This is a genomic window from Vibrio sp. ZOR0018, assembly GCF_963865925.1.
Taxonomy (GTDB): Bacteria; Pseudomonadota; Gammaproteobacteria; order Enterobacterales; family Vibrionaceae; genus Vibrio; species Vibrio anguillarum.
The window spans coordinates 15,155-38,025 of sequence record NZ_CAWMCN010000103.1; the positions used below are offsets into that span (position 1 = coordinate 15,155).

20 protein-coding genes and 1 pseudogene are annotated in these 22,871 nt (G+C 44.4%); 7 read left to right on the forward strand and 14 right to left on the reverse strand.

Going from position 1 to position 22,871, the window contains the following annotated elements:
• Positions 1-49: 49 nt before the first annotated feature.
• Both AACR75_RS07300 and AACR75_RS07305 read left to right on the forward strand, forming a co-directional pair.
• A complete protein-coding gene (locus AACR75_RS07300) occupies positions 50-913 on the forward strand; it encodes a patatin family protein (protein WP_047689431.1) in 864 nt (287 codons plus the stop codon).
• A gap of 180 nt (positions 914-1,093) precedes the next feature.
• On the forward strand, positions 1,094-1,942 hold the full coding sequence (locus AACR75_RS07305; RefSeq protein WP_047689512.1) for a DNA ligase: 849 nt from the start codon (positions 1,094-1,096) through the stop codon (positions 1,940-1,942).
• Between the two features lie 78 nt (positions 1,943-2,020).
• Here the strand turns inward: AACR75_RS07305 and AACR75_RS07310 are convergent, their stop codons facing one another.
• The 3 genes from AACR75_RS07310 to AACR75_RS07320 all read right to left on the reverse strand — a co-directional run bounded on the left by AACR75_RS07310 (position 2,021) and on the right by AACR75_RS07320 (position 4,872).
• Positions 2,021-3,391: an MATE family efflux transporter gene (locus tag AACR75_RS07310; RefSeq protein ID WP_026027236.1), complete on the reverse strand. Its 1,371-nt coding sequence runs from the start codon at positions 3,389-3,391 to the stop codon at positions 2,021-2,023.
• Between the two features lie 253 nt (positions 3,392-3,644).
• Complete coding sequence (locus AACR75_RS07315; RefSeq protein ID WP_010320526.1) at positions 3,645-3,848, reverse strand: CPXCG motif-containing cysteine-rich protein; 204 nt, start codon at positions 3,846-3,848, stop codon at positions 3,645-3,647.
• Positions 3,849-4,005: 157 nt separating this feature from the next.
• On the reverse strand, positions 4,006-4,872 hold the full coding sequence (locus tag AACR75_RS07320) for a fructosamine kinase family protein (RefSeq protein ID WP_017042505.1): 867 nt from the start codon (positions 4,870-4,872) through the stop codon (positions 4,006-4,008).
• Positions 4,873-5,276: 404 nt separating this feature from the next.
• Here AACR75_RS07320 and AACR75_RS07325 point away from each other — a divergent pair, with 404 nt between their 5' ends.
• Entirely contained in the window at positions 5,277-5,618 is a 342-nt protein-coding gene (locus AACR75_RS07325) for a DUF3802 family protein (protein ID WP_026027237.1), read from the forward strand.
• Between the two features lie 11 nt (positions 5,619-5,629).
• On the opposite strand, the gene AACR75_RS07330 is transcribed toward AACR75_RS07325, so the two are convergent.
• Positions 5,630-6,142, reverse strand: a complete 513-nt coding sequence (locus AACR75_RS07330; protein ID WP_017042506.1) for a C40 family peptidase — start codon at positions 6,140-6,142, stop codon at positions 5,630-5,632.
• Between the two features lie 58 nt (positions 6,143-6,200).
• Between AACR75_RS07330 and AACR75_RS07335 the strand changes: the two genes are divergently transcribed.
• Entirely contained in the window at positions 6,201-8,276 is a 2,076-nt protein-coding gene (locus AACR75_RS07335; protein WP_047689433.1) for a methyl-accepting chemotaxis protein, read from the forward strand.
• A gap of 37 nt (positions 8,277-8,313) precedes the next feature.
• Here AACR75_RS07335 and AACR75_RS07340 read toward each other — a convergent pair whose 3' ends face one another.
• Positions 8,314-9,105: a sterol desaturase family protein gene (locus AACR75_RS07340; protein ID WP_047689436.1), complete on the reverse strand. Its 792-nt coding sequence runs from the start codon at positions 9,103-9,105 to the stop codon at positions 8,314-8,316.
• 92 nt (positions 9,106-9,197) lie between these two features.
• Between AACR75_RS07340 and AACR75_RS07345 the strand changes: the two genes are divergently transcribed.
• Entirely contained in the window at positions 9,198-9,929 is a 732-nt protein-coding gene (locus AACR75_RS07345; RefSeq protein WP_017042509.1) for a tRNA-uridine aminocarboxypropyltransferase, read from the forward strand.
• A 156-nt stretch (positions 9,930-10,085) separates the two neighbouring features.
• Positions 10,086-10,997 carry an N-acetylglucosamine kinase gene (gene nagK / locus AACR75_RS07350; RefSeq protein ID WP_047689439.1) on the forward strand — a complete coding sequence of 304 codons (912 nt, stop codon included), beginning with the start codon at positions 10,086-10,088 and terminating at the stop codon, positions 10,995-10,997.
• Positions 10,998-11,076: 79 nt separating this feature from the next.
• On the opposite strand, the gene AACR75_RS07355 is transcribed toward nagK, so the two are convergent.
• From AACR75_RS07355 to AACR75_RS07395, 9 genes and pseudogenes are all read right to left on the reverse strand, one after another.
• Positions 11,077-11,352: a DUF2960 domain-containing protein gene (locus AACR75_RS07355; protein ID WP_026027239.1), complete on the reverse strand. Its 276-nt coding sequence runs from the start codon at positions 11,350-11,352 to the stop codon at positions 11,077-11,079.
• A gap of 198 nt (positions 11,353-11,550) precedes the next feature.
• A pseudogene (gene mobB / locus AACR75_RS07360) lies at positions 11,551-12,063 on the reverse strand (molybdopterin-guanine dinucleotide biosynthesis protein B); the annotation flags it as partial.
• Positions 12,060-12,647, reverse strand: a complete 588-nt coding sequence (mobA, locus tag AACR75_RS07365) for a molybdenum cofactor guanylyltransferase MobA (protein WP_047689442.1) — start codon at positions 12,645-12,647, stop codon at positions 12,060-12,062. The gene mobA and the pseudogene mobB, both read right to left, overlap by 4 nt.
• 268 nt (positions 12,648-12,915) lie before the next feature.
• A complete protein-coding gene (gene fbpC, locus AACR75_RS07370) occupies positions 12,916-13,971 on the reverse strand; it encodes a ferric ABC transporter ATP-binding protein (RefSeq protein WP_013856872.1) in 1,056 nt (351 codons plus the stop codon).
• A 17-nt stretch (positions 13,972-13,988) separates the two neighbouring features.
• Positions 13,989-16,085: an ABC transporter permease gene (locus AACR75_RS07375; protein WP_029189838.1), complete on the reverse strand. Its 2,097-nt coding sequence runs from the start codon at positions 16,083-16,085 to the stop codon at positions 13,989-13,991.
• A gap of 109 nt (positions 16,086-16,194) precedes the next feature.
• A complete protein-coding gene (locus AACR75_RS07380; protein ID WP_047689444.1) occupies positions 16,195-17,229 on the reverse strand; it encodes an ABC transporter substrate-binding protein in 1,035 nt (344 codons plus the stop codon).
• 126 nt (positions 17,230-17,355) lie between these two features.
• Positions 17,356-18,687, reverse strand: a complete 1,332-nt coding sequence (uhpC, locus tag AACR75_RS07385) for an MFS transporter family glucose-6-phosphate receptor UhpC (RefSeq protein ID WP_013856875.1) — start codon at positions 18,685-18,687, stop codon at positions 17,356-17,358.
• Positions 18,688-18,774: 87 nt separating this feature from the next.
• Positions 18,775-20,394: an MASE1 domain-containing sensor histidine kinase gene (locus AACR75_RS07390; protein ID WP_017050507.1), complete on the reverse strand. Its 1,620-nt coding sequence runs from the start codon at positions 20,392-20,394 to the stop codon at positions 18,775-18,777.
• An 8-nt stretch (positions 20,395-20,402) separates the two neighbouring features.
• Entirely contained in the window at positions 20,403-21,038 is a 636-nt protein-coding gene (locus tag AACR75_RS07395) for a response regulator (protein ID WP_013856877.1), read from the reverse strand.
• Positions 21,039-21,274: 236 nt separating this feature from the next.
• On the opposite strand from AACR75_RS07395, the gene AACR75_RS07400 reads away from it, so the two are divergent.
• Entirely contained in the window at positions 21,275-22,864 is a 1,590-nt protein-coding gene (locus AACR75_RS07400; RefSeq protein ID WP_017042874.1) for an ABC-F family ATPase, read from the forward strand.
• Positions 22,865-22,871 lie beyond the last annotated feature (7 nt).

Consider the following 22,871-nt stretch of genomic DNA (forward strand, 5'->3'; position numbering starts at 1 on the left):
AGAACCTATTATTGTCTTTCTGATTTTTTCCGTACCATAACGTTTAATGATGAAGTACAGAGAGAGAATCATGATGAAAGCGTTAGTGGTTGAAGGTGGTGCGATGCGCGGCATTTTTGCCAGTGGAGTCTTGGATAGTTTTTTACAACATCAGCACAACCCATTTGATTTTGTATTAGGTGTTTCAGCTGGAGCTTCAAACTTAATCGGCTACCTTGCGAAGCAACCGAGACGCAGTTATCACGTTGTAACTCAGCTTGCCACCGACCGTCTTTTTTTTAACCCAATTCGCTTTATTAAGGGGGGAAATCTCGTCGATGTGCGTTGGCTAATCGATGAGTCCAACCGACGTTATCCGATTGATGAAGACAAACTGTTTAACTCAGTCCCTTTCTTTGCCGTTGCAACCAATATCGAAACGGGTAAAGCCGATTATTATCGAGTGACTCAAGAAAACTTGAGCACGGCCATTGAGGCCACATCCGCTCTACCGATAGTTTATAAGCACACGCCTTGTTTCCATGGTGGTTGCTACACTGATGGAGGGGTTGCTGATTCGATCCCTGTTAAAGAAGCGTATCGCCGTGGAGCACGAGATATTACGGTTGTTTTATCACATCCACTTAGCTATATCATGTCGCCCCCTAAAAGTAAGTGGATGATGAAAAAACTCTTTTCACGCCATCCAAATATGGCTAAATCAATGCTATTTCGTGCGAAACATTACAACCAATCACTTGAATTTATTCGCAATCCACCTCCTGATGCCATCATTCGAGTAATCGCGCCACCTGAAGGGTTTCCCGTTAAGAGATTGACGATGAAGTTACCGTTGCTCAACATAGGCTATGACATGGGCTTAAAAGCCGGGCAAAATCATTTGGAGTGGCTTGAATACACACGTGCAGCCTAAAAACGCTTAGGTTTAAAAGGCTGATAAAACACTATCTACATGTCGTAACTGTCTATGTAATAAGCTGTTTTTTAGAGATGATTGAGTATGAATTTCATCGCAATTTATCTTGTTTATGGTTTTCATATGAGTGGCACGTGTTAAGTATGTACCACATTTTGATTGATCGAGCCTGATGGCATGCAACTGAAACTATCGCTACTCTCCATCGCTTTATTGAACACAATTCCTGTCACTGCAACGGAAAACTTTCAGATGTTTATTCCGGTCACAGCAGCCAACAGTTACCAACATGGAATTGATGTTGCTGAGTACTGGAAAAGTGAAAAACTGGATGGAATTCGCGCCATCTGGAATGGACAATATCTTCATACGCGTAATGGTAATAAGATCAATGCGCCTGCTTGGTTTACTGCACCATTACCTAATAAGGCATTAGAAGGAGAGCTCTGGGCTGGACGAGGTCAGTTTCATCACGTTCAACAAACGGTATTGGATACCATACCAACCGATGAAGCGTGGCAAAGCATCCGCTTTATGCTGTTTGATATGCCCGAAGCGATCGGTGACTACCAAAAGCGATACCGCAATCTCATCCACTTATCCTCACTCATGAATGCTCCGCACATTACCTATATTGAACATTCACCAATTCACTCAGAAAAAGAGCTGCTTGGGTATTTAGACAACGTAAGTGATGGGCAGGGTGAAGGGGTGATGCTGCGAAAAATTAATGCCCATTACCAAGCCGGCCGCAGTAACGATTTACTTAAGCTTAAAAAACACCAAGATGCTGAAGCTACGGTCATTGGTTATAAACTGGGTTCTGGCAAGTATCAAGGTATGATGGGATCAGTGCTAGTGCGCTTAGAAAACGGTGTTGAGTTCTATATCGGCAGCGGTTTTTCTGATGAGATCAGAAATAATCCGCCAAAGATCGGATCCATTATTACTTTTCGTTTTAATGATCTCACTGCAGAAGGAAAACCAAGATTTGCACGCTTTATGAGAGAAAGGCCAGCAATATAAATAAGGCCAGACAATGTCTGACCTTATTATTTCATCGCAACGCCTTTTCGCCACGTTGAAATTCGGAGAATCAAGCTGTTATTTCGATGCAAAATCAAGTTGCACGCTATCGGCTTGTTGATGCATCCAGTGTAAGCGGATACCCAGCATCAAAGCAGCAGAAGATAAGCCAACGATAAATCCTATCCAGAACCCACTTGCACCCATAGGTTCGACAATGAAATCTGTCATTGCTAATACATAGCCGGTTGGCAAGCCAATCATCCAATAAGCGATAAAGGTACGATTAAAAATAGCCGTCATGTCTTTATAACCACGTAGCGCTCCTGCTGCAACGACTTGAATCGCATCCATACATTGATAAATAGCCGCAAAAATAAGCAACTGCATCGCCATGGCTACAACGGCTTGGTTTTCCGTATAAAGCAAAGCCACATATTCACGAAATAGAACCGTTAACGTCGCCGTGATAATTGCAGTAGATAAACCGACTAACAAGCCAACCTGTGAAGCGATGGTTGCCCCTTCAATATTTTTTTCGCCCAGCTTATGGCCAACACGGATGCTCACTGCCGCGCCGATACTCATCGGTAACATAAAAATTAATGATGAGAAATTCAAAGCGACTTGGTGAGCCGCCACCACCAATGAACCGAGTGGAGCGACCAACAATGCGACCACAGCAAATAGAGTAACTTCAAAAAATATCGCTGCCGCCACAGGAAAACCAAGCTTGAATAAGCGAATTTGCGCTTTCAATTGTGGTTTATGGAATTCACCAAAGATATTAATGTGCGCCATGCGTTTAGAAGTGACGACATAAAACAGCAGCATAAAAAACATCAACCAATAGACAATTGCCGTCGCCACACCACAACCCACACCGCCTAGCTCTGGTGCGCCAAATTTTCCGTATACGAAAATCCAGTTAAGTGGAATGTTAACTAATAAGCCCGCGAAACCAATCACCATGGCGGGTTTCGTCAGTGAGATACCATCCGTGAAACTGCGCAATGCTTGAAATAGTAAATAAGAAGGTACGGCAAACATCACGGCGTACATGTACCCGTTAGTTTTTTCAGCCATCAACGGCTCAATATCCATCCACCCCAAAATCCATTGAGTTTGAAAAAGAACACCAATAATGGGAATAGAGACAAACAACGCTAGCGCTGCGCCTTGCTGTATTTCAAAAGGAATTTTCTTTTGCCGCCCTGATCCGTTGAGTTGCGCTACAACAGGAACCAACGCCATTAACAACCCAACACCAAACAGAATCGAAGGTAGCCAGATACTCGCCGCGATCGATACCGCAGCCATATCAATCGCACTCACACCACCTGCCATGACGGTATCTACAAAGCCCATTCCAGTTTGAGCAATAGAGGCAATCAACACAGGTGTTGCCAATTTGATTAAATTTGAAGCTTCTTGTTTATAACGATGCACAAATATCTCCAGAGGAAGGACAAGCAAAAATCGCGACCAATAATCAACTTATCGCGTAGGCATGGATGATAAAGAAATGTCACACTAAGCTCCATGAAAAACTGATGAAATTACCTAATGTTTATTGGGAAGGTTGCTCGTCGCGCTGTATGTGGTGAAATCTATTTTAGACAAAGCTTGATTAGGCTAGATAGGAGGGCTTGGCGTGTTGCACGTAACCATTAAGAAGAGCGCTTGCCAAGCGCTCACTTTTTTAAAAGATTTGTTCATCATCGGCATCAACAAACAACTCTATTTTGTCTAAACGTTCATCGACCATCATATTGAGATGAATCGCATGGCAACAGGCGGGGCAATCGTCATAAAACTCTTGGCTACCATTTGATGCATCTAGGGTTATCCTAATGGAATGACCGCAGTGAGGGCAGTTGACCATTCTTTCCGTATAATTTTTCATATCTCTTTCCTTACATCCTTGGAGATATCTTAATACTAAGTCGCTAAGTTCCTTTAAGCGGCAAATTAAGTTCAAACTTTGAATTGGCCCATAAAACAACAAAAGAGCCATTTATTAAGGCTCATTTGTTGTCTATACAGCTCGGTTATTTACACCGTTAAAAGGAGAGGATTTTCTTGATCAAACTTTCCGCTTCGACCAGATAGTGGCCACCAAATTGATTGTAGTGATTGAGGACATGATAGAGGTTATAAATATTTTTACGTTCCACATAGTCCAAACTCAAAGGTAAGATGCTCTCATAGCCTTGGTAAAACTCAGGTTGAAAACCTTCAAATAATTCTGTCATTGCGATATCGCATTCACGATCACCCCAATAACAGGCAGGATCGTAGCAAATTGGACCAAATACAGAGTTTGCCACATTCCCATGCCACAAATCTCCATGCAGCAGAGATGGGCGAGGGCTATGGTTAGCTAAGCGAGATTGGACAACATCGACCAACTCGCTGATATTGAACAACTCAATTCCTTTTTCACGCAACAATTGCAATTGCCAGCCGATACGTTGTTCTGCAAAAAAGCGACCCCATTTTTTGTCCCACGGATTTGGCTGCAAAGTGGAACCAATATAATTGTCTGCATCAAACCCATACTCTTTTTGTTCTCCCCATTGATGCAGTTTGGCCAGTTGTACACCGAACTCATAGCTGTTCGTCGCGTTATCTAGGGGTTTGGTTGGTAGATAGTTTAGAACAATGAACGCATGATTTTTACTGGTTCCAATCATCACTAGCTCGGGAACCTGTACTGTTGACGTTTCACGAAGCGAACGTAGGTTTTCACCCTCAATCTCAAACTTAGCTAAGAAGTCTCGTGTGTTCACTTTAACAAAATAGCGTTGCTCGCCATCGCTGATCATGTAGCAATCACTAATGTCACCACCGCTGACTTTTTCTTTTTCAACAGGGTTAAATTCAAACATGAGCGTATCGGATAACTGCTGAATGAGAGTTTGCCACATAACGACCTCTGCCTTGATTTACTTAATAATTCGTAGTTTAGGTCATGGTTACGAATATTTCAGAAGTGCGTGACACATAATTTAGCCACTTTCCTTTTGAGGGAGCACCAATGCTCATAAATGTGATTAAGTGCAAGAATTTGCAGATGCGAATACAGAAATAGTATTAAAAATAACGCTATATTTTTCATAAGTTGATCTTGCTTAGGTGCTAGTAACCCAATTTATAGGATGGCGTATCCTACTTTGGGGAAAATAAATGCTCGTGAAATAGATGCTTATCAAGAAATCGCGGGAAATTTGAACGTCTAAACTATCAAATCTGTGAAAATGGGCTGACATGGCTTAGTATTATTGAAGGTACAGTGATTACTAGCAATTTAGCGGTAAAGCGGAGAATTAAAGTGGTTGTAGAAACCGATGGTTATTTGGCTCTGATAGAGCATCTCTCTTTTAATATGGATGTGTTCACATCAGGCGGAGATATTGGCGCTGAAAGTGTAGAAGATGTTGTGACCGACATGGTTTCAAGCAACATCATGGCTATTTTTGAACAAAACCCTGAGCTACATTCCAGTGTTCGATTCCAGTTGCTCAAAGAAGCCGATTCTGTAGTGGAAGATCTTGGTGAAGTATTGGCGGGTGTTTGGAGTAAACCTGCGACCAATGAACAGATCCTTTTTCTTGATGAATACATCGCCTTAGTGAAGAATCTGTTCGATACTGCCGTTGCGAAGTACGACTAATTGAAGTATGACTAATCAGAGTTAGGCGGGCTTATAATCCGCCTAAATTGCCAGAATTTAGAAGCCCAATAGGGGTTATCGATTCTTGAGATCATCACACCTTTAGACGTAGAGGCGTGCATGAATTTTTTGTCTCCTAGATAGACTCCAACATGATTGCTCGTCCTTGATGTTCTAAAAAAGACCAAATCCCCGCGCTGCGCATTTTGATAATTTACCTCAAACCCCGTTTGACTCTGTGAGCGTGTGGTTCGTGGTAGAGGGATCTGCCATACATCTTTAAACGCTATTTGCACAAATGCTGAGCAGTCGACTCCGTTCAACGTTTCACCACCTAATCGGTACGGCACTCCTTGCCAGCGCTGAAAAACCGTGCCTAATCCATCGTCTTTATCTTGGACAATTGACAGAATCTCTTCTTGAGTAACATAAGTAGGGCCAGAATTGGACGAAATAGGCGATCCTACGCAACCCGTTAGCACACTAGTTATTGATAATGCGAAGAGTATTGGACTTTTAATCATTTATCATCCCAATGAAATGTAACTGAAACATTTTTGAAATATTGCATTCCTACTATGGTTGAGCCTTAACACATTCTCTAATCACTTAGTTGCATTTATCATGAATTCCTCAATAAATAATCGACATTCACCGTCGTTGATTCAAACCATCAGTGCCATTTTCATCACGATGACGTTACTGGTGGTCCTTTTATCCATCACCAGTTTAAAAAGCATCGATAAGGTAGGGCTACAGTTTTCTGGATTGTCTGAACAAACACTACCTTTGGCATTAAATAATGCAAGGTTGACGCAAAATATATTAGAACAAGTACAATCTCTCGGCGATGGCATCCGCACAACGGAATCGGCAGAATTAGAAGCGGTAAACCAGCAATTAAGCCAGTTAAACCAGCAGACGGACCAACTTACTGACCAGCTTTTCTCCATCGCTACTCGTATCGGTAACGCGATTACTCAAGATCATCAATTGTCGTTACGCAGCAAAAGTGCGGCATTTCAGCAGCTCACCTATTCTATTTTATCAACGCAGGCCTCTTTGCTTAAACAGCAGAATGCTATCGATAACGCCGCCACTGCGTTTCGTTACGGATTAAGCTCCATTGGACCGGAAATGAACCGGATCAGTTCATTTCTCGCATTAGATAACCCGGAATCGATGGATGCGGCTAACCGCTTTATTGCCAGTGCAAGTTCGATGGAAAGTACCTTCTTACTGTTAATGATGCAAAACGATCCTGAACAGGCCAAAGTGCAATTTAAGGAAATCCGTAATCGCATGGCGGGAATTGAGCTAGCCTTTGATGATTTTAAAGAGTGGCATCCTGATGTTATGGAGTTTGCGAGCCTGACGGCACCTTATGAAATGGTTAAAGCGGGTTTTGTTGAGCATGGCATTTTAGCACTGATCTTAAATAAAATTGAGCAAGCACAGCAGCAGCGACAAGAAATGGCACAAGCGGCTCAGCTAGCCAAAGACACGGTAGCACTGCTAAATACGATTTCTGCCACCGCAAGTGAGTTGATCAAACACAGTGAGAACGTGGTTCATGACGCAATGCTAATGGTTAAGCAAGTACAATATACTGGCGGCATTATTCTGGTCGCTTTGGTTTTACTTGCATGGCTAGGGTTACGCCACTGGCTAAAGCTGGGGCTGAATAACTTATTGGTCAAGCTTGCATTATTAACTCAACACGATTTTTCTCAACCCGCTCGTTTGATTGGCCCGAGTGAATTTAAAGAAGTTGCTCTACAACTAAACCAAGTTATTGAATCAACAAAATATTCAATTTCTACCGTAACGCACAATTGTGAAATGCTCTACCAAAATGCCGAAACCAGTCACGATGCAGCCGATAAATCCAACCGCAGTTTAGCCGCACAAAATGATTCGTTGGTTAACATGGTTTCCACCGTGAGTGAGTTGGAATCGGCGATTCGGAATATCGCGCTTGTGACCAGTGAATCTTATGAAGAATCAGTGGCTGCCAGCCAGTTTTCTACGCAAGGGGTGAAAGTGGTAGAACAAAACCGTGTTCGCTTGGAATCTCTTGAAAATACACTGCATTTAAACGATGAAGCAATGCACGAGCTTGACCAGCGCGTGAAGAAAATTCGCGAGATGGTGGATATGATCAGCGGTATTGCTGACAGCACCAACTTACTGGCGTTGAACGCCGCGATTGAAGCAGCAAGAGCTGGCGAACAAGGGCGTGGTTTTGCGGTTGTAGCCGATGAAGTACGCAAATTGGCCAGCGATACATCACAGCAAACCACCAATATCCGGGACATGATGAATGAACTCACCAATGCAACGCAGCGCTCTCGTCAAGCAGTATCGGATTCGCGCCAAGAGATGAGTAATGCGCTGCAATCGAGTCAAGAAGTCAAAACAACATTTGAGCAGATAGAAAAAGCAGTGGAACAGATTCGTGCTCGAGTTGAGCAGATAAGCGTTGCAACAGAAGAGCAAGAGCGAGCGACGGCCGATGTAAGTCAATCTATCAGCCAAGTTTCATCGCAAGGCGAGCAAACCAAATTACAGCTTGAAGCCATGGTCGAAAGTTCAGAGCAGGTGGCTGAAGTTGCGGGTGAACAGCAGGCTATGTTGCATAAATATACGCTCAACTAGCTTATCCAGTGCGAATTTCTGTATTTTCATGACGTTGTCACTTTTTTCTAAATGGTTGGGTAAGCATTTTATCCAACCACTGCTCACGCTTCTCTCGAAAGAGTGGTAGGCCGATAATGACCTGCTTATGGCCCAATTCTGGCTGCGCACGATAAGTACGAAATAGCCGATCCCAACATGACAAGAAAAAACCAAAATTGGAGTGAGTTTCTCGCACAATGACTGAATGATGCACCCGATGCATGTCAGGTGTCACCACCAACCAGCGAAGCCAACGGTCCATTTTCAACGGTAATTTTGCGTTACTGTGGTTAAACATCGCGCTCGCATTGAGCACAACCTCAAATATCAATACCGCGAATGGGCTGACACCCAACATGATCACGCAAGTGATTTTGATCCACAAAGAGAGAATCATTTCGAATGGGTGAAACCGTGAGCCAGTGGTCACATCAATATCTTGATCAGCGTGGTGCATGCGATGTAAACGCCATAACCAAGGAGAGAAGTGAAAAAGCACATGCTGGGCGTAAATCACGCCATCAAGAATAATAACTGACAGCGCAATTTCAGCCACTTGTGGTAAATCCACCCAATTAAAAAGGCCAATAGAGTCTTGCTGCGCCCAATAAGCCGCTTCAATGGCTAACACTGGCATCAATAGCGATAAGCACACGCTATTTAAACCAACCAAACCTAAATTATTCAGCCAGCGAGTGGCTTTACTTTGGGTGAGTGTTTTACGTGGGCAAGACCATTCCCACAGCGCACAAAGCATAAATACAGCGAAAAATATGCTCAAACGGATCAATTCAGGGTTCAGGTTCATACTTAATGGCTCATCTTCAATGGTCTTGTGCTAGGAATCTGCTTGTACTGTAAGTACAATCGGCAGCACTTTCCAGCTTGCCGCCCTGATTTATGAGAATCCACGCATTTAACCATTTGTTCCAACATCGCTTAGCGTTATCGACCAAACCTTTTCAAGCTCGTGGTGCGAAAGTTGAACGTTGCGCCTATTGTCAGGTCGCCACGCAATACTGCTTATGTGGTCATCAACCGGATATGGATACGGATATCGCAGTATTACTGCTGGTTTCTGAAAATGAAGTATTTAAACCCAGTAATACTGGTCGACTAATTGCCGATGTGATTAAAGAAACTTACGTTTATCAGTGGAATCGCACCGAACCTCACGCGGAAATGTTAGCACTGTTGAATAACCCCGCCTATCAACCAGTCGTCATTTTTCCCGAAGAGTATGTGGATGAAAAGCCTCGAGTAATGCAAAGCCCTCCCAGCGCGCACGATAAACGCAAACCACTGTTGATATTGCTTGATGGAAGCTGGCGCGAGGCAAGACGAATGTTTCGCAAATCACCTTATTTAGATGCGCTTCCGGTGATGTCTATCGCACCTAAAAGCGTATCGCAATATATGATGCGTAAATCTGATAATGAGCAGCATTTATCAACGGCTGAAGTGGCGTCGTTGGTATTGGCTGAAGTGGGTGAGCATCAAGCCTCTCTGCTATTAAGCCAATGGTTTGAAGTGTTTCGAGAAAGTTACTTGCTGAGCAAAACCCGCCTAAAGCATGATTTGAGCAGGCCAGTCTTGAAACGTTTCATCGACCAGCAGCAAAGCGAGACGTGACTCTAAAGTTGATCGATTCGGTGATGAGTAATTGCTCAATCGAACCTATAGACCAGATAAATTGGTACTCGGTCACGGATTGTAGGCTGAGCTCTGTGGATAATGCCCAAAGTTTTATTTTTAGCTCATTGATGAGCAAATTTTAGGAGAGATTGCATGTACTACGGCTTTGATGTCGGTGGCACTAAAATTGAGTTTGGTGCGTTTAATGAGAAGTTAGAACGCGTAGCAACGGAGCGCGTTCCTACCCCAACAAACGACTACAATCTGCTAGTTGAAACCATTGCGCAGTTGGTGAGTAAATATGACGCGCAATTGGGTGTGGAAGGCAAAATAGGCCTTGGCCTACCGGGTATGGAAGACGCTAATGATGCTACGGTATTAACCGTCAACGTTCCTGCTGCAAAAGGCAAACCATTGCGTGCTGATTTAGAAGCAAAAATTGGCCGCAGCGTGAAGATTGAAAATGATGCAAACTGCTTTGCGCTTTCTGAAGCATGGGACGATGAGCTGAAAAATGAGCCTTCGGTTATGGGCCTAATTCTCGGCACAGGTTTTGGTGGCGGCCTTATCTATGAAGGGAAAGTGTTCTCTGGCCGTAACCACGTCGCAGGGGAGTTTGGTCATATGCGTCTGCCTCTTGATGCATGGTTACATCTTGGCGATAACGCGCCGATGCTCGGCTGTGGTTGTGGCAAACAAGGATGCTTAGACAGTTATCTCTCTGGCCGCGGTTTTGAGCTATTGTACGAGCACTATTATAGCGAGCACAAAAAAGCGATTGATATCATTCACGCCAATGAAGCAGGCGAAGCGAAAGCCGTTGAGCATGTTGAGCGCTTTATGGAACTACTTGCCATCTGTTTTGCCAACATTTTCACAGCCAATGACCCACACGTTGTTGCACTCGGTGGCGGTTTATCAAACTTTGAATTGATCTACCATGAGATGCCTAAACGCGTACCGAAATACCTGCTTTCTGTCGCGAAATGTCCGAAGATCATCAAAGCAAAACATGGTGATTCAGGCGGCGTACGTGGTGCGGCTTTCCTTAATATCAAATCATAAAATCAAACAAAAAGGGCCTATAATCAAACGGGCCCTTTTTTATATCAGTCAAAAGTTAACTCTTTAACCTAAGTTCTGTTTATTTGGTGTTAGCGCCTTTTTTACCCACACCTACGTTTTCTTTTTGTTGCAGTGTTAGCTTGCTAAAACCTAACTTTTTAAAGTGGTTATCGCGGTAATTGCGTACCGCTTTTGCGTCAGAAATCATTTCCAGCTGCTGTTCCATTTTTAAAAAATCAGTAATATCAATACCTTCCGCTTCGGCTACTGCTTCTTGAATGTTGTGATGTTTTTCGTAAGAAAAAGTCAGCGTTTTATCTTCATTTTTGTAAGTGTACAAAATGGTGCGAGCCATGATCATCTCTCTAAAATCGTCATTCCCAATTTCGGGAAAATAAACAAAGGCTGATCGCTTACTATCAACCGATTGAAAATGGGGGCGTTGGTAGCGCTTAAACATGACTAACCAACATGTAATGGGCTAGATTTTGCCTTTAAGTGGGATAATTGTCACGCTTTCACCACCGAAATAGCGCAGGATATTTCATTTACAACGCTGTACATATTCAATCACAAACGCCGCTATTGCATCGAGATCATTGATGTTCATCTGTGGTAAAGCACTTTTCACAACTTCATCCGCGGCGATAGCGATGATATTTTCATCATTTGGATATAGCCAAGGTTTACCCACTTCAGCACGGTGCAATTCAATTTTTGGAAAGGCGAGGTTTTTACACCCTTCAACTAAAATTACGTCGAGTTTATCGCAATCAAAGCGAGACAAAAGATATTCGAAATCGGGTTCGGCTTCTGGCGTCTCAGTCATCATGGCATGACGATAGCGCGATGCAACTAACATCTGGCTTGCCCCCGCTTTACGCAGCCGATGGCTATCTTTACCTGGTTTATCAATATCAAAATCGTGGTGCGCGTGCTTAAGTACGCCTAATGTTAGGCCTGCTGCCCTTAACTTGGGCAACAAGGCTTCAAGCAGGGTTGTTTTTCCTGTGCCAGAGTAGGCCGCAAAGCCAAGCAAAGGGCATGAAGGCGCTTGATATTTCATGATGTCAAAGTTCCAAATTGTGCCAGATCTTGAGGCGTGTTGAGGTTCAAAAAGCAGTTTGGCGAGTCGCTAAAGTCAACGTAATCTGTGTGGCATTCTTGATAAAGACGGGTGATTTTTCTCTCGCCACGTTCTAAAAATGCAGTCAGTGTTGGCAGCACACGTTGGTGAATAAGGGTGAATACGGGTTGAGCGAAGTGACCATCATGGGCGACTAAAATATCATGCGAGTCTTGAACAGCATGGCAAAAACGCGCAACAAGATCGTCATTGATCAACGGGCAATCGCAAGGGACAAATCCAACCCAATCGGTTTGTGCATGGGTTAACCCTGCCTGAATTCCAGCGAGTGGACCGGGATAATCAGCCATGGTATCGGAAATGACAGGCGCAAACTGACGATACTGTGCATGGTTACGATTAGCGTTAATCGTAAGGCTAGTAGATTGCGGCTTAAGCTTATTCATGACATGTTGAATCAAAGGTTGGCCATTGAGTTCAATCAGCCCTTTGTCTTGTCCACCCATACGGCTGGCTTGCCCACCCGCTAAAATAACCCAACTTGTTTGTGTGGGAAGTAACATGAAATGTCTCTTAATTGTGCGATGAGAAGAGCGCCGTACAGACAAGTTAAACTCATTGATTGAGCATAACTCGCCCATTTTTAGTGGCGACAAACCAAGGTAAGGATGATAACGCAACTCATGCCTTGGTGCTAACTGGCTGATGATTATAACCAATCTCACTTGTGCGGGTGGATCTTTTTCATTGCTCTCGTTAAGTTGTTCATTGCTCTCACTAAGACACAAACGCCTCCATTAGTTTGGAGGCGTTTGGTCAAGTTAGGCAGTATTATGCATCTTCAGGTAGTAGGAATAACCCCACGGGGTTGATCGTCAGATAAGCGTGATCAGCGTAACTGGGGTCAAATTGTGACGAGTTGAGTTGCAGTAACAGCTCTTTGTTGTGCCATTTAACCAACACTTCATACATCGACCCCATGTAAGCAATACTGGTAATTTGACACTGTTGGCAGGCATCACCGTCCGCGCAGAGCAAAATAGCTTCTGGTCGAACACCAATTTGATAATTTCCCGCAGGCAAAGCCGTGACACTGTCATCATTAGCGGGGATCTTATAGCCATTGATGATCAAATATTCACCATCATATTGACCCTCAAAAATATTGGCTTCGCCCATGAAGTTGGCCATGAACATCGAGGTTGGGTGCTTATACAGTTGAGTTGGTGACCCCTGCTGCATGATGTCGCCATCTTTCATCACAATCACAGTATCAGAAACGGCAAAGGCCTCAGCCTGATCGTGCGTCACATACAAAGAGGTGATATTAAAACGTTGTTGCAACTCTCGAATAGTTTCACGCATGCTGCGTCTTAAATTGGCGTCCAAGTTACTGAGCGGCTCATCGAATAGCAATACCTTAGGCTTAAGCACCAACGCGCGAGCGAGCGCTACTCGCTGTTGCTGACCTCCTGAAATTTGGTCAACGTAACGTTCTCCAAAGCCTTCTAAATCGACTAATTTCAAGGCTTCATCCACTCGCTGTTTCACTTCATCTTTACTCAAGCCAATCATTCTTAGGCCATAACCTACGTTGTCATGTAAGGAAAGGTGAGGAAACAGAGCATAAGATTGAAACACCATGCAGATGTCACGTTGCTGGATGGAGGTGCTCGTGACATCTTCACCATCAATAAAAATTTGGCCACTGGTTGGTTTTTCGAGCCCTGCGACCAAACGCAGCACGGTCGTTTTTCCACATCCTGAAGGGCCGAGCAGTGTTACAAGGCTGCCTTTTTTGATTTCTAAATCCAAATTACCAATGACGGTTTTATCGCCAAAACGCTTGCAGACATTCTTTAAAACAACAAAGTTTTCATTTTCCATGGTGATATCTCCAATGGTTATTCTTGGTTATTGGCTTTAGAACGAGAAACACGTGCCTCGCCAACGATAAAATCAAAAATTAAAATAATAGCCAACATCACAACAATCAAAATCGAGCCATATGCGATCGCAACGCCATACTCACCATCTTCTACACGATTCAGGATGTAAGACGTTGCCACCCGTGTTTCTGGTGTCACCAAGAAAATAATGGCGCTGACGGTCGTCATTGCTCGAACAAAGCTGTAAATCAGTGTTGAGAGAATTGCTGGTCGTAATAACGGTAACAGAATATGAGTAATGGTTTTAAAGGAGTTAGCCCGCAAACTGAGTGACGCTTCATCGAGCGATTTATCAAGCTGGCCTAGCCCTGCAATACCTGCGCGAATGCCTACTGGCACGTTACGCATCACCATGGAAATCACAACAATGGCCGCGGTACCGGTGAGGTAAATAGGCGCATCATTAAATGCAAGAATGTAAGATACCCCCGCAACCGTGCCCGGAACGGCGAAGCAAAGCATGGTTGCAAACTCAATCACTTTCTTACCGTAAAATTGCTGACGGACAACGATATACGCAATCAACAGACCAAAGAAGGCGGTCAATGGCGCTGCAACGCCAGCATAAATCATCGTCGTGATGAGTGATGGCCAAGCACCTTCACTCATTCCCATGCCAAACAGATGAATATAATTTTTAAGCGTTAAACTGTAATCTACACCCCAGTTCACGGTGAAGCTGCCGAAGATGATGCTGCCATAAAGCAAGATGTTAAATGCCATCCAAAAATAGAGCAGTGCCGAAACCGTATGTTTAAGTAAGGTAGGCAGCGCTTGCACATCGCCACGATATGATTTGCCGGAAATGGTGACGTATGAACGCTTTCCTATCCACAGATATTGGACAACAAAGATCGCCAACGAAAATAGCAACAAGACGGCCCCAAGTGTGCTGGCGGAAGCGTAATCTAATTGAGCTCCTGCGATGTAGAAGTAAATCTGAGTGGCTAACACATCGAAACTGCCCCCAAGTACAAGCGGGTTACTGAAGTCGGCCAGTGATTGGACAAAGATGATTAAGAAACTGTTGGCCAAAGCAGGTTTGAGCAATGGCATGACAATTTTAAAAAAAGTTTGATAACGATTGGCTCGAAGTGTGTAGGACGCCTCTTCCAGTGATGGATGTAGGGATTTCATCGCGCCATCTAAAATCATGAATGACATAGGAGCAAAGGCGAGCACTTGTGCCATCCAAATGCCTGTAAAACCATACAGCCAGTTTGTCTGTTGTAACCCAAACCAATCCACCATGAGTTCGGTGATATAACCGGAGCGCCCAAGCATTAAAGTCACCCCAAGCCCAACGACAAAAGGGGGAGTCACAATGGGAAGAATAGAAAAAATTCGCGCAATGAAAGCGGAGCGAGTGGCAATGCGTGTGGTATAGATAGCAAAGATCAAACCAAAGAAAGTGGCACCTATACCCACAGATACGCCAAGCAGTACGGAGTTCCAAACAATTTGTATGATCTGCGCTCGGCTCAAAATTTCAATGAATTGCCACGCAACAAAGTTCCCCATTTCATCTTGGAACATCGGTATAAAGATGGCAATACTCGGAAAGATAATAAAAATCGTGATCAAGAGAACAATCGAGATCAGAGCACCAATCACGAAGCTGTCACCGCCCAAAAACTCAAGACGAGCCAATGCCAATGTCATGACAGCACTTAAGGCAATAAATAGTGCAATGGTTGAATAACCTAAACCTTGCTGGGTATACCAAGAGCTGACCAACACGAAAAACATGCATGCCGCTGAATAACCGATATCAAAATAGTGACGGTGTTTGGCGTACTTATTACCTGCATAGCAAGGGCGAATGAGAAGTACACCCGGAAGCGCAAACCATAACCAAGAAATATTGGCACGGCTCCAACCCATAGCGGCATAAAACTCTTGCGATGTTGAATCAAACACTCCGTAATCAAGTGCAAAAGATGGCAACAGCACAAACGCACACAATAACGTCAGGATCCAATAAAAAATCGGGTCCCTATGCGAGGTTTTTAGCGGCCGATGTGGTGCAGTGCCTGCTGTAAATTCATTCATTTTTCTGTACCAAAGTTATTTGTAGCCACACGGTGATAAGCCTGGTATTGGCTTTATAAAAAGGGCAGTAGGCACTGCCCATCGAGGCTAAGACAAGGGAATGCGTTGGCTATTCGCCCATTTTTACAACATTAACCCACTTATTAATCAATCGCTTACGTTCATCAGAGGATCCATAGGTATCCATGTCATAATCGATCAAGGTTAACTTTTTAGGGTCGAGGGCGTTGGGGGATTGTTCCGCTTGAGTGTTAGTTAAAATTTGGAAAGATTGACCTTCTTTCCATGCCAGCTCTTGTCCTTCTTTTGACATGACCCAGTCAACAAACCGTTTCGCGTTATCAAGGTTACGCGACCCTTTGATAATGCTCACACCACCAATTTCATAACCTGTACCTTCACAAGGTGAAATCAGCTCCAGCGGTGCTCCTTTCGATTGTTCGAGTGAGTAGTCATGCAAAAAACCAATACCAATCGCAATTTCACCACGCGCTGAGTTACGTGAAGGGGTAACACCTGATTTGGTGTATTGAGAGACGTTTTTGTCGAGTGCTTTGAAATAATCAAAGGCTTTATCTTCATCCCAAAGTTGAATGAAGGTGGCTAATGCGGTGTAGGCAGTCCCCGAACTTTGTGGGTCAGAGATTTGAATCTCTCCTTTGTATTCAGGTTTGGTTAAATCATTCCAGCAGCGCGGGATCGGTAATCCTTTTTCAGCCAAACGTTGAGTGTTCACCCCAAAACCTAAAATACCCATATAAACGGCAGAAGAGTAGTTCCCTTTGCGTTTCGCTGGATCTTTAAATCCATCCATAATGAATTCAAGCTGCGGGGATTTGTAAGCGTGTAAGAGATCCATTTCACCCGCCTGTGATTGAGGATCCAACGTGCCGCCATACCAAACATCCGCGCGTGGGTTCTTCTTCTCTGCTTCGATTTTGGCCAGCGTGCTGCCAGAGCCATTGCGAACAAAAGAGGTTTTTACGTCATATTTATCAGAAAAGGCTTTAGTCGCTGTCTCGCACATGGCGTTAGTGGCACTGCAATAAACCACGAGTCGGCCTTCAGCAAATGCTTGAGGCGCGGCAAGCGAAGCACCGAGAATGCAGGTAGCAAGTACACTGCGAGGTAATCTATCTTTCATGTCTGTTTCCTCTTGTTATTTTCATTACTTAACGTAGACGTAGGGCAGCGTTAAGTTTCATCACATTCCTGTGATTTCGTTTTTGCTGCATGACACAGCGAAATCAGAAAACAACGTGGGGAAAGGTTATGACATAGTGACGGCATTCCCTGCACGCTGTTGCGCTTTTAAAAAGGGCAAAATCAGTAATCCAATCAGTGCGGCTGAGAGGGTAATGACACTGAAAAATCCTTCCCAACTAAATTGTTCAATAATGACAGCCAATGGGTAACTGGCTAACGCTGCACCAAGATAGCCAAATAAGCCGACAAAACCGGTCGCGGTTCCAGCCGCATCCTTGTGCGAACATTCAGCGGCGGCCATTCCTATCATCATTTGCGGACCAAAAATAAAAAATCCGATGGAAAAGAAGCAGCCCGACAACACCACAAAGTTGTCAATCGGTGTTAGCCATAACGCGGCCACTGAAATGAAAATGCCTAGCGCAAAAATCAAGTTCATCGGCGCTCGATTGCCTTTAAAAAATTTGTCCGAGCCCCAACCACCAAATAGCGATCCTAAAAATCCTCCGACTTCAAACATCGATACGGCAGCGTTGGCCGAAAAAAGCTCATAACCATGCCGTTCAGTGAGGTATAAATTACCCCAATCATTTAGCGCGATACGCACCACATACACCAGTAGATAGGAGCTACATAACAGCCAAATGTACTTATTCCCTAGCACGTAACGACTTAAAATTTGGCGAAATGGCAGCCCTTTACCTTCAGACTCATGGCGCTTTTCTAATTCATCGTTACGCCACTCACCCACTGGGGGTAACCCTAATGTTGTTGGCTTATCTTGCATGCGAAAGCAAAGCACTAAACCAACGATGATCGCCAAGCAACCCGGTGCAATAAATCCGTACCGCCAACCAAAAGTCACAGCGATAAAACCAATACTGATCGGAATGAGCGCGCCACTTAAATTGTGGCAAGTGTTCCAGATAGACCACCAAAACCCACGTTCAGATCGGGAATACCAAGTAGTGAGCAATTTAGCGCACGGCGGCCATCCCCAACCTTGGAAAAAAGCGTTCAATGTCCAAAGCACGGTAAATGCGGCTAGGGAAGAGCTCAAACCAAACAGCACATTAATCACGCCTGTTGCAACCAGCCCCAAACCCATGAAGTAACTCGGTTTTGATTGGTCGCTGACCATGCCAGAAACAAACTTTGACAAACCGTAAGTCATGTAAAAGAGCGTACCAAGCAGACCCACATCGGAATGTTCAAGCCCGAGATCAGTGAGCATCGCAGGCATGGCAAAATTGAGACTTTTGCGTGTGAAATAAAACACCCCATAGCCGACGTACATCGATAACATTAAATGCAAGCGCCAGTAACGATAGGTTGCATCAATGTCCTGTGGTTCTATAGGTGCTGATGTCGGTTTTGAAATCAGAAAACCCAGCATGCTATGTTTCTCCCTAGTGCTAAGAGATGGTATCGGAGTGATTCACCAAATGAATGAGACAAAGTTATAAGTGACTAGGAAATTTTCCTAGTTTGTTGATATTGTGAGCGGTTTTGTGGGCAAGTTAACAGTTATGCGCGTCCCAAGCGGTATTTGGCTACGCTGCGATTCAATTAAAAATGTGCCACCCAGTGCGCTGACGCGTTCTTCGATGCCGAGTAAGCCTTGGCCTTTGCTGCGCCAATCGGAAGCTAAACCAATGCCATTATCACGCAGCTCGACACTGAACATGTCACCGGGAACAAGACTTAATTGCACGGCTGATGCTTGTGCATGTTTGCACACGTTATTAAGCAGCTCTTGAATAATTCGATACAGTGTAACGGCCGTAATGTCATCTAAACGCTCTGCAAAAATTCCGAAATTCAGACGAAAATCGACGTGTCGTTCCGCAAATTTCATTTCACTTGCAAGCTGCCGAATTGCGCTCTCAAGCCCCAATTCATCAAGCGCATGAGGGCGAAGCTCGGTTAATAATTGACGTGTCGATGAGTGAATTCGTAGCGCGAGCGTGTTGATCGTCTCAGCGATGTTGGTTTGTTTTTCATTTTGTGCCAAGCGACTAGCGAGCATGGATTGGATCTGTATCGCGGTGATATTTTGGCCAATTTCATCATGCAGTTCGCGTGCAACTGATTTTCGGATTTGCTCTTCAACCTTGACTAATTGCCGAGCCAGTTGCTGTTTGTTCGCGAGTTCGATTGCTAGCTTTTGGTTAATTTTAGCTAAGCGTTGCGCCAAGAAATATTGACGGCTAATCGCGATACCAAGCCCTAAACCAACAAAAGCTTGCGTCGCTATAAAACTTTGTAGTTCAATATCGGATTCAAATGAACCTGTCATTTGCCGTGCCGTAGCAAGCAAAATACTGTTCATTAGACTAGCCAATACGCCGCCTTGCCAACCGTATTTATAAGCCATAAAAATATTGGGAAGCAGGAAAATGAGCAGGGCGATCGGTTTGAGCTGCTCTAGCAAGGTTAACTCCGCGATCAATCCGCCACTAAAAAAAAGCAAACACCACAGCAACGCAGAGGGGCGAAGTGTTACGTCCTGATGAATAAGATCGGGTGACAGTGGTCTCCAGATCTGCTGATGTAGGTAATCGTACAGGAGAAATAAGAACGGAGTGAGCAGTATACCGCCGGTCAGAGCTGAAACGGTCGCTTGTGCCACGTAATGCAGTTCGAGGTTGAGTGGTTTGACCAACAGCAAAACCGAGCTCCCACATAAGATGCCGTAAACGACCGTCAACCCGGTAAGCGCCAACAGTTTTTTCCAATAAACGTGCAGTGATGTCCAGAGAGATTGAAAGGCAATCGCCAGCCAATAAGCGATCAATGCAAACAGCAGTAATAGATATTCATGAGCAGCGATAGCCAATACATGCCCGAGCAACGCCACTATAGCCATTTCGCATAAAGTGATCCCAAGCCAAAAACGACGCGGTGCAAGAGCGAGTGTGGCCAGCTTTAAGCCTGTGGGCAAAAACAGACCAGCCAGCAATAAATCAGGAGTTAAGTAGCGGCTGATGTTCCATAAACAAAACCAACCAATTGAATACAAAACGCATGCAAATGCATAGCTAAAGCCAGAGGAGAGAGACAACCGAGGTAAAGCTTCAGAAAATCGATGATGAAAATGCATAGTCGCTTCTATAACGTCTCGTTAACCAACAGTTGGTGAGTAATAGCAAAGCGGATGAGATCCACATTGTTGGTAAGCCCCAGTTTGCTTAAAATATTTGCCCGATGCACGTGAATCGTTTTGTGGCTAATTGATAAATCGTAACCAATTTCTTTGACGTCTTTGCCTAAAATCAGGTGATCAAACACCTCTCTTTCGCGTTTAGTTAACCCTTCAAGGACAGATGGCGTACCTGAAGCATTGCTTAGGTTAATTAAGGCATCGGCACACAAATAGCGATCACCATTAGCCACGGTACGAATGGCGCTCACTAACTCTCCAGGCCCACAACGTTTTGATAAATAACCACAAGCGCCAGCTTCTAGCGCTTTACTGACAAAGGACGCTGAATCATAAATAGAGAGAATGATGGCTTTAAAGTCCGGCTGAGCGCGGCGCAGTTTCTCTAACAACACAAGCCCACTTTCGTCGGGCATTGAAATGTCGATAACTGCCACATCGATAGAAGCGTTCACCAGCGCACGAAATGCTTCGCGCGCGCTACCATACTCACTGTGGACATGAATGTCTGGTTCAACCGATAACAGTTGTGCAAAACCAGAGCGAACCATGAGGTGGTCATCCACCAAAGCAACTGAAATCATACGGGTATCCTATAGGTTTGCAGTGATAGTCGCAGATGTATCAATAAGTATCAAAAACCAGCGCAGGGGATGTGATTGCTCTCTCGAAACTTATGATCAGTGGCAGGTAGGCATTAAATGAGCGAGTTACTCGCACTACGAGGGCAGTGAAACAAAAACATCGCTTGCAGTTCGAGCCTTGAACAAGTAACGTTGCGCAGTTTTTTATACAATTCACATTTATTAAGGTACTGGTTTTGATCTCCACCGCGAATATCACTCAACAATTTGGCGCAAAGCCTCTGTTTGAAAACATTTCCGTTAAGTTTGGCGAAGGTAATCGCTATGGCCTGATTGGCGCTAACGGTTGTGGTAAGTCAACATTTATGAAGATTCTAAGCGGAGAGCTTGAACCTTCGAGTGGTAACGTTAGCTATGATCCTAACGAACGTGTGGCGAAACTGAATCAGGATCAATTCGCTTACGAAGAGTTCACGGTTATCGACACGGTAATCATGGGCCACAAAGAGTTGTGGAAAGTTAAACAAGAACGTGACCGTATCTATTCTCTGCCTGAAATGACCGAAGAAGATGGCATGAAGGTTGCGGATCTCGAAACTGAATTCGCGGAAATGGACGGCTACATGGCCGAGTCTAAAGCCGGTGAATTGTTGCTTGCGGTAGGCATTCCTCTTGAACAGCACTTTGGTTTGATGAGCGAAGTGGCACCAGGTTGGAAACTGCGTGTGCTATTGGCGCAAGTTTTGTTTGCTGAACCACACATCATGCTGCTTGACGAACCAACCAACAACTTGGATATGGATACCATTCGCTGGCTAGAAGATACGCTAAACCAACGTAACTGCACCATGATCATCATCTCGCACGACCGTCACTTCTTAAACAGCGTATGTACACATATGGCTGACTTGGATTACGGTGAACTGCGTCTGTACGCGGGTAACTACGACGAGTATATGACAGCGGCATCGCAAGCGCGTGCTCGTCTGCTCTCTGATAATGCCAAGAAGAAAGCACAGATTGCTGAACTGCAAACTTTCGTTGCACGCTTTTCTGCGAACGCATCTAAAGCGAAGCAAGCGACGTCACGAGCTAAGCAGATTGACAAGATCCAATTGGACGAAGTTAAAGCGTCTAGCCGCCAAAACCCTTTCATTCGTTTTGAACAATCGAAAGAGTTGTTCCGCAACGCGTTAGAAGTTGAAAACCTTAGCCAAGGTTTTGAAAACGATCTATTCAGTAACTTCAACGCCATTTTTGAAGTAGGCGAACGCGTAGCGATCATTGGTGAAAACGGCGTCGGTAAAACAACACTGCTTAACACCTTAGCGGGTGTACTTGAGCCTCGTAGCGGCAGCTACAAATGGTCTGAAAACGCGAACATTGGTTACTACGCTCAAGATCACGCGCACGATTTTGCCGAAGATATGAACCTGTTTGACTGGATGAGCCAATGGCGTCAAGAAGGGGATGACGAGCAAGTGATCCGCAGCTTCTTAGGGCGCATGTTGTTTGGCCAAGATGACATCAAGAAATCCGTTAAGGTCATCTCTGGTGGTGAACAAGGTCGTATGTTGCTTGGTAAACTAATGATGCATAAGCCAAACATGCTGTTGATGGATGAGCCAACCAACCACATGGACATGGAATCGATCGAATCACTCAACACGGCTTTGGAGAACTACAAAGGGACTCTGTTCTTCGTATCTCACGACCGCGTATTTGTGGACTCACTGGCAACGCGCATCATTGAAATCCGTGATAACAAACTGACCGATTTCAAAGGCACTTATGCTGAATTCTTGAAATCTCGTGGCGTAAACTAATCCACAG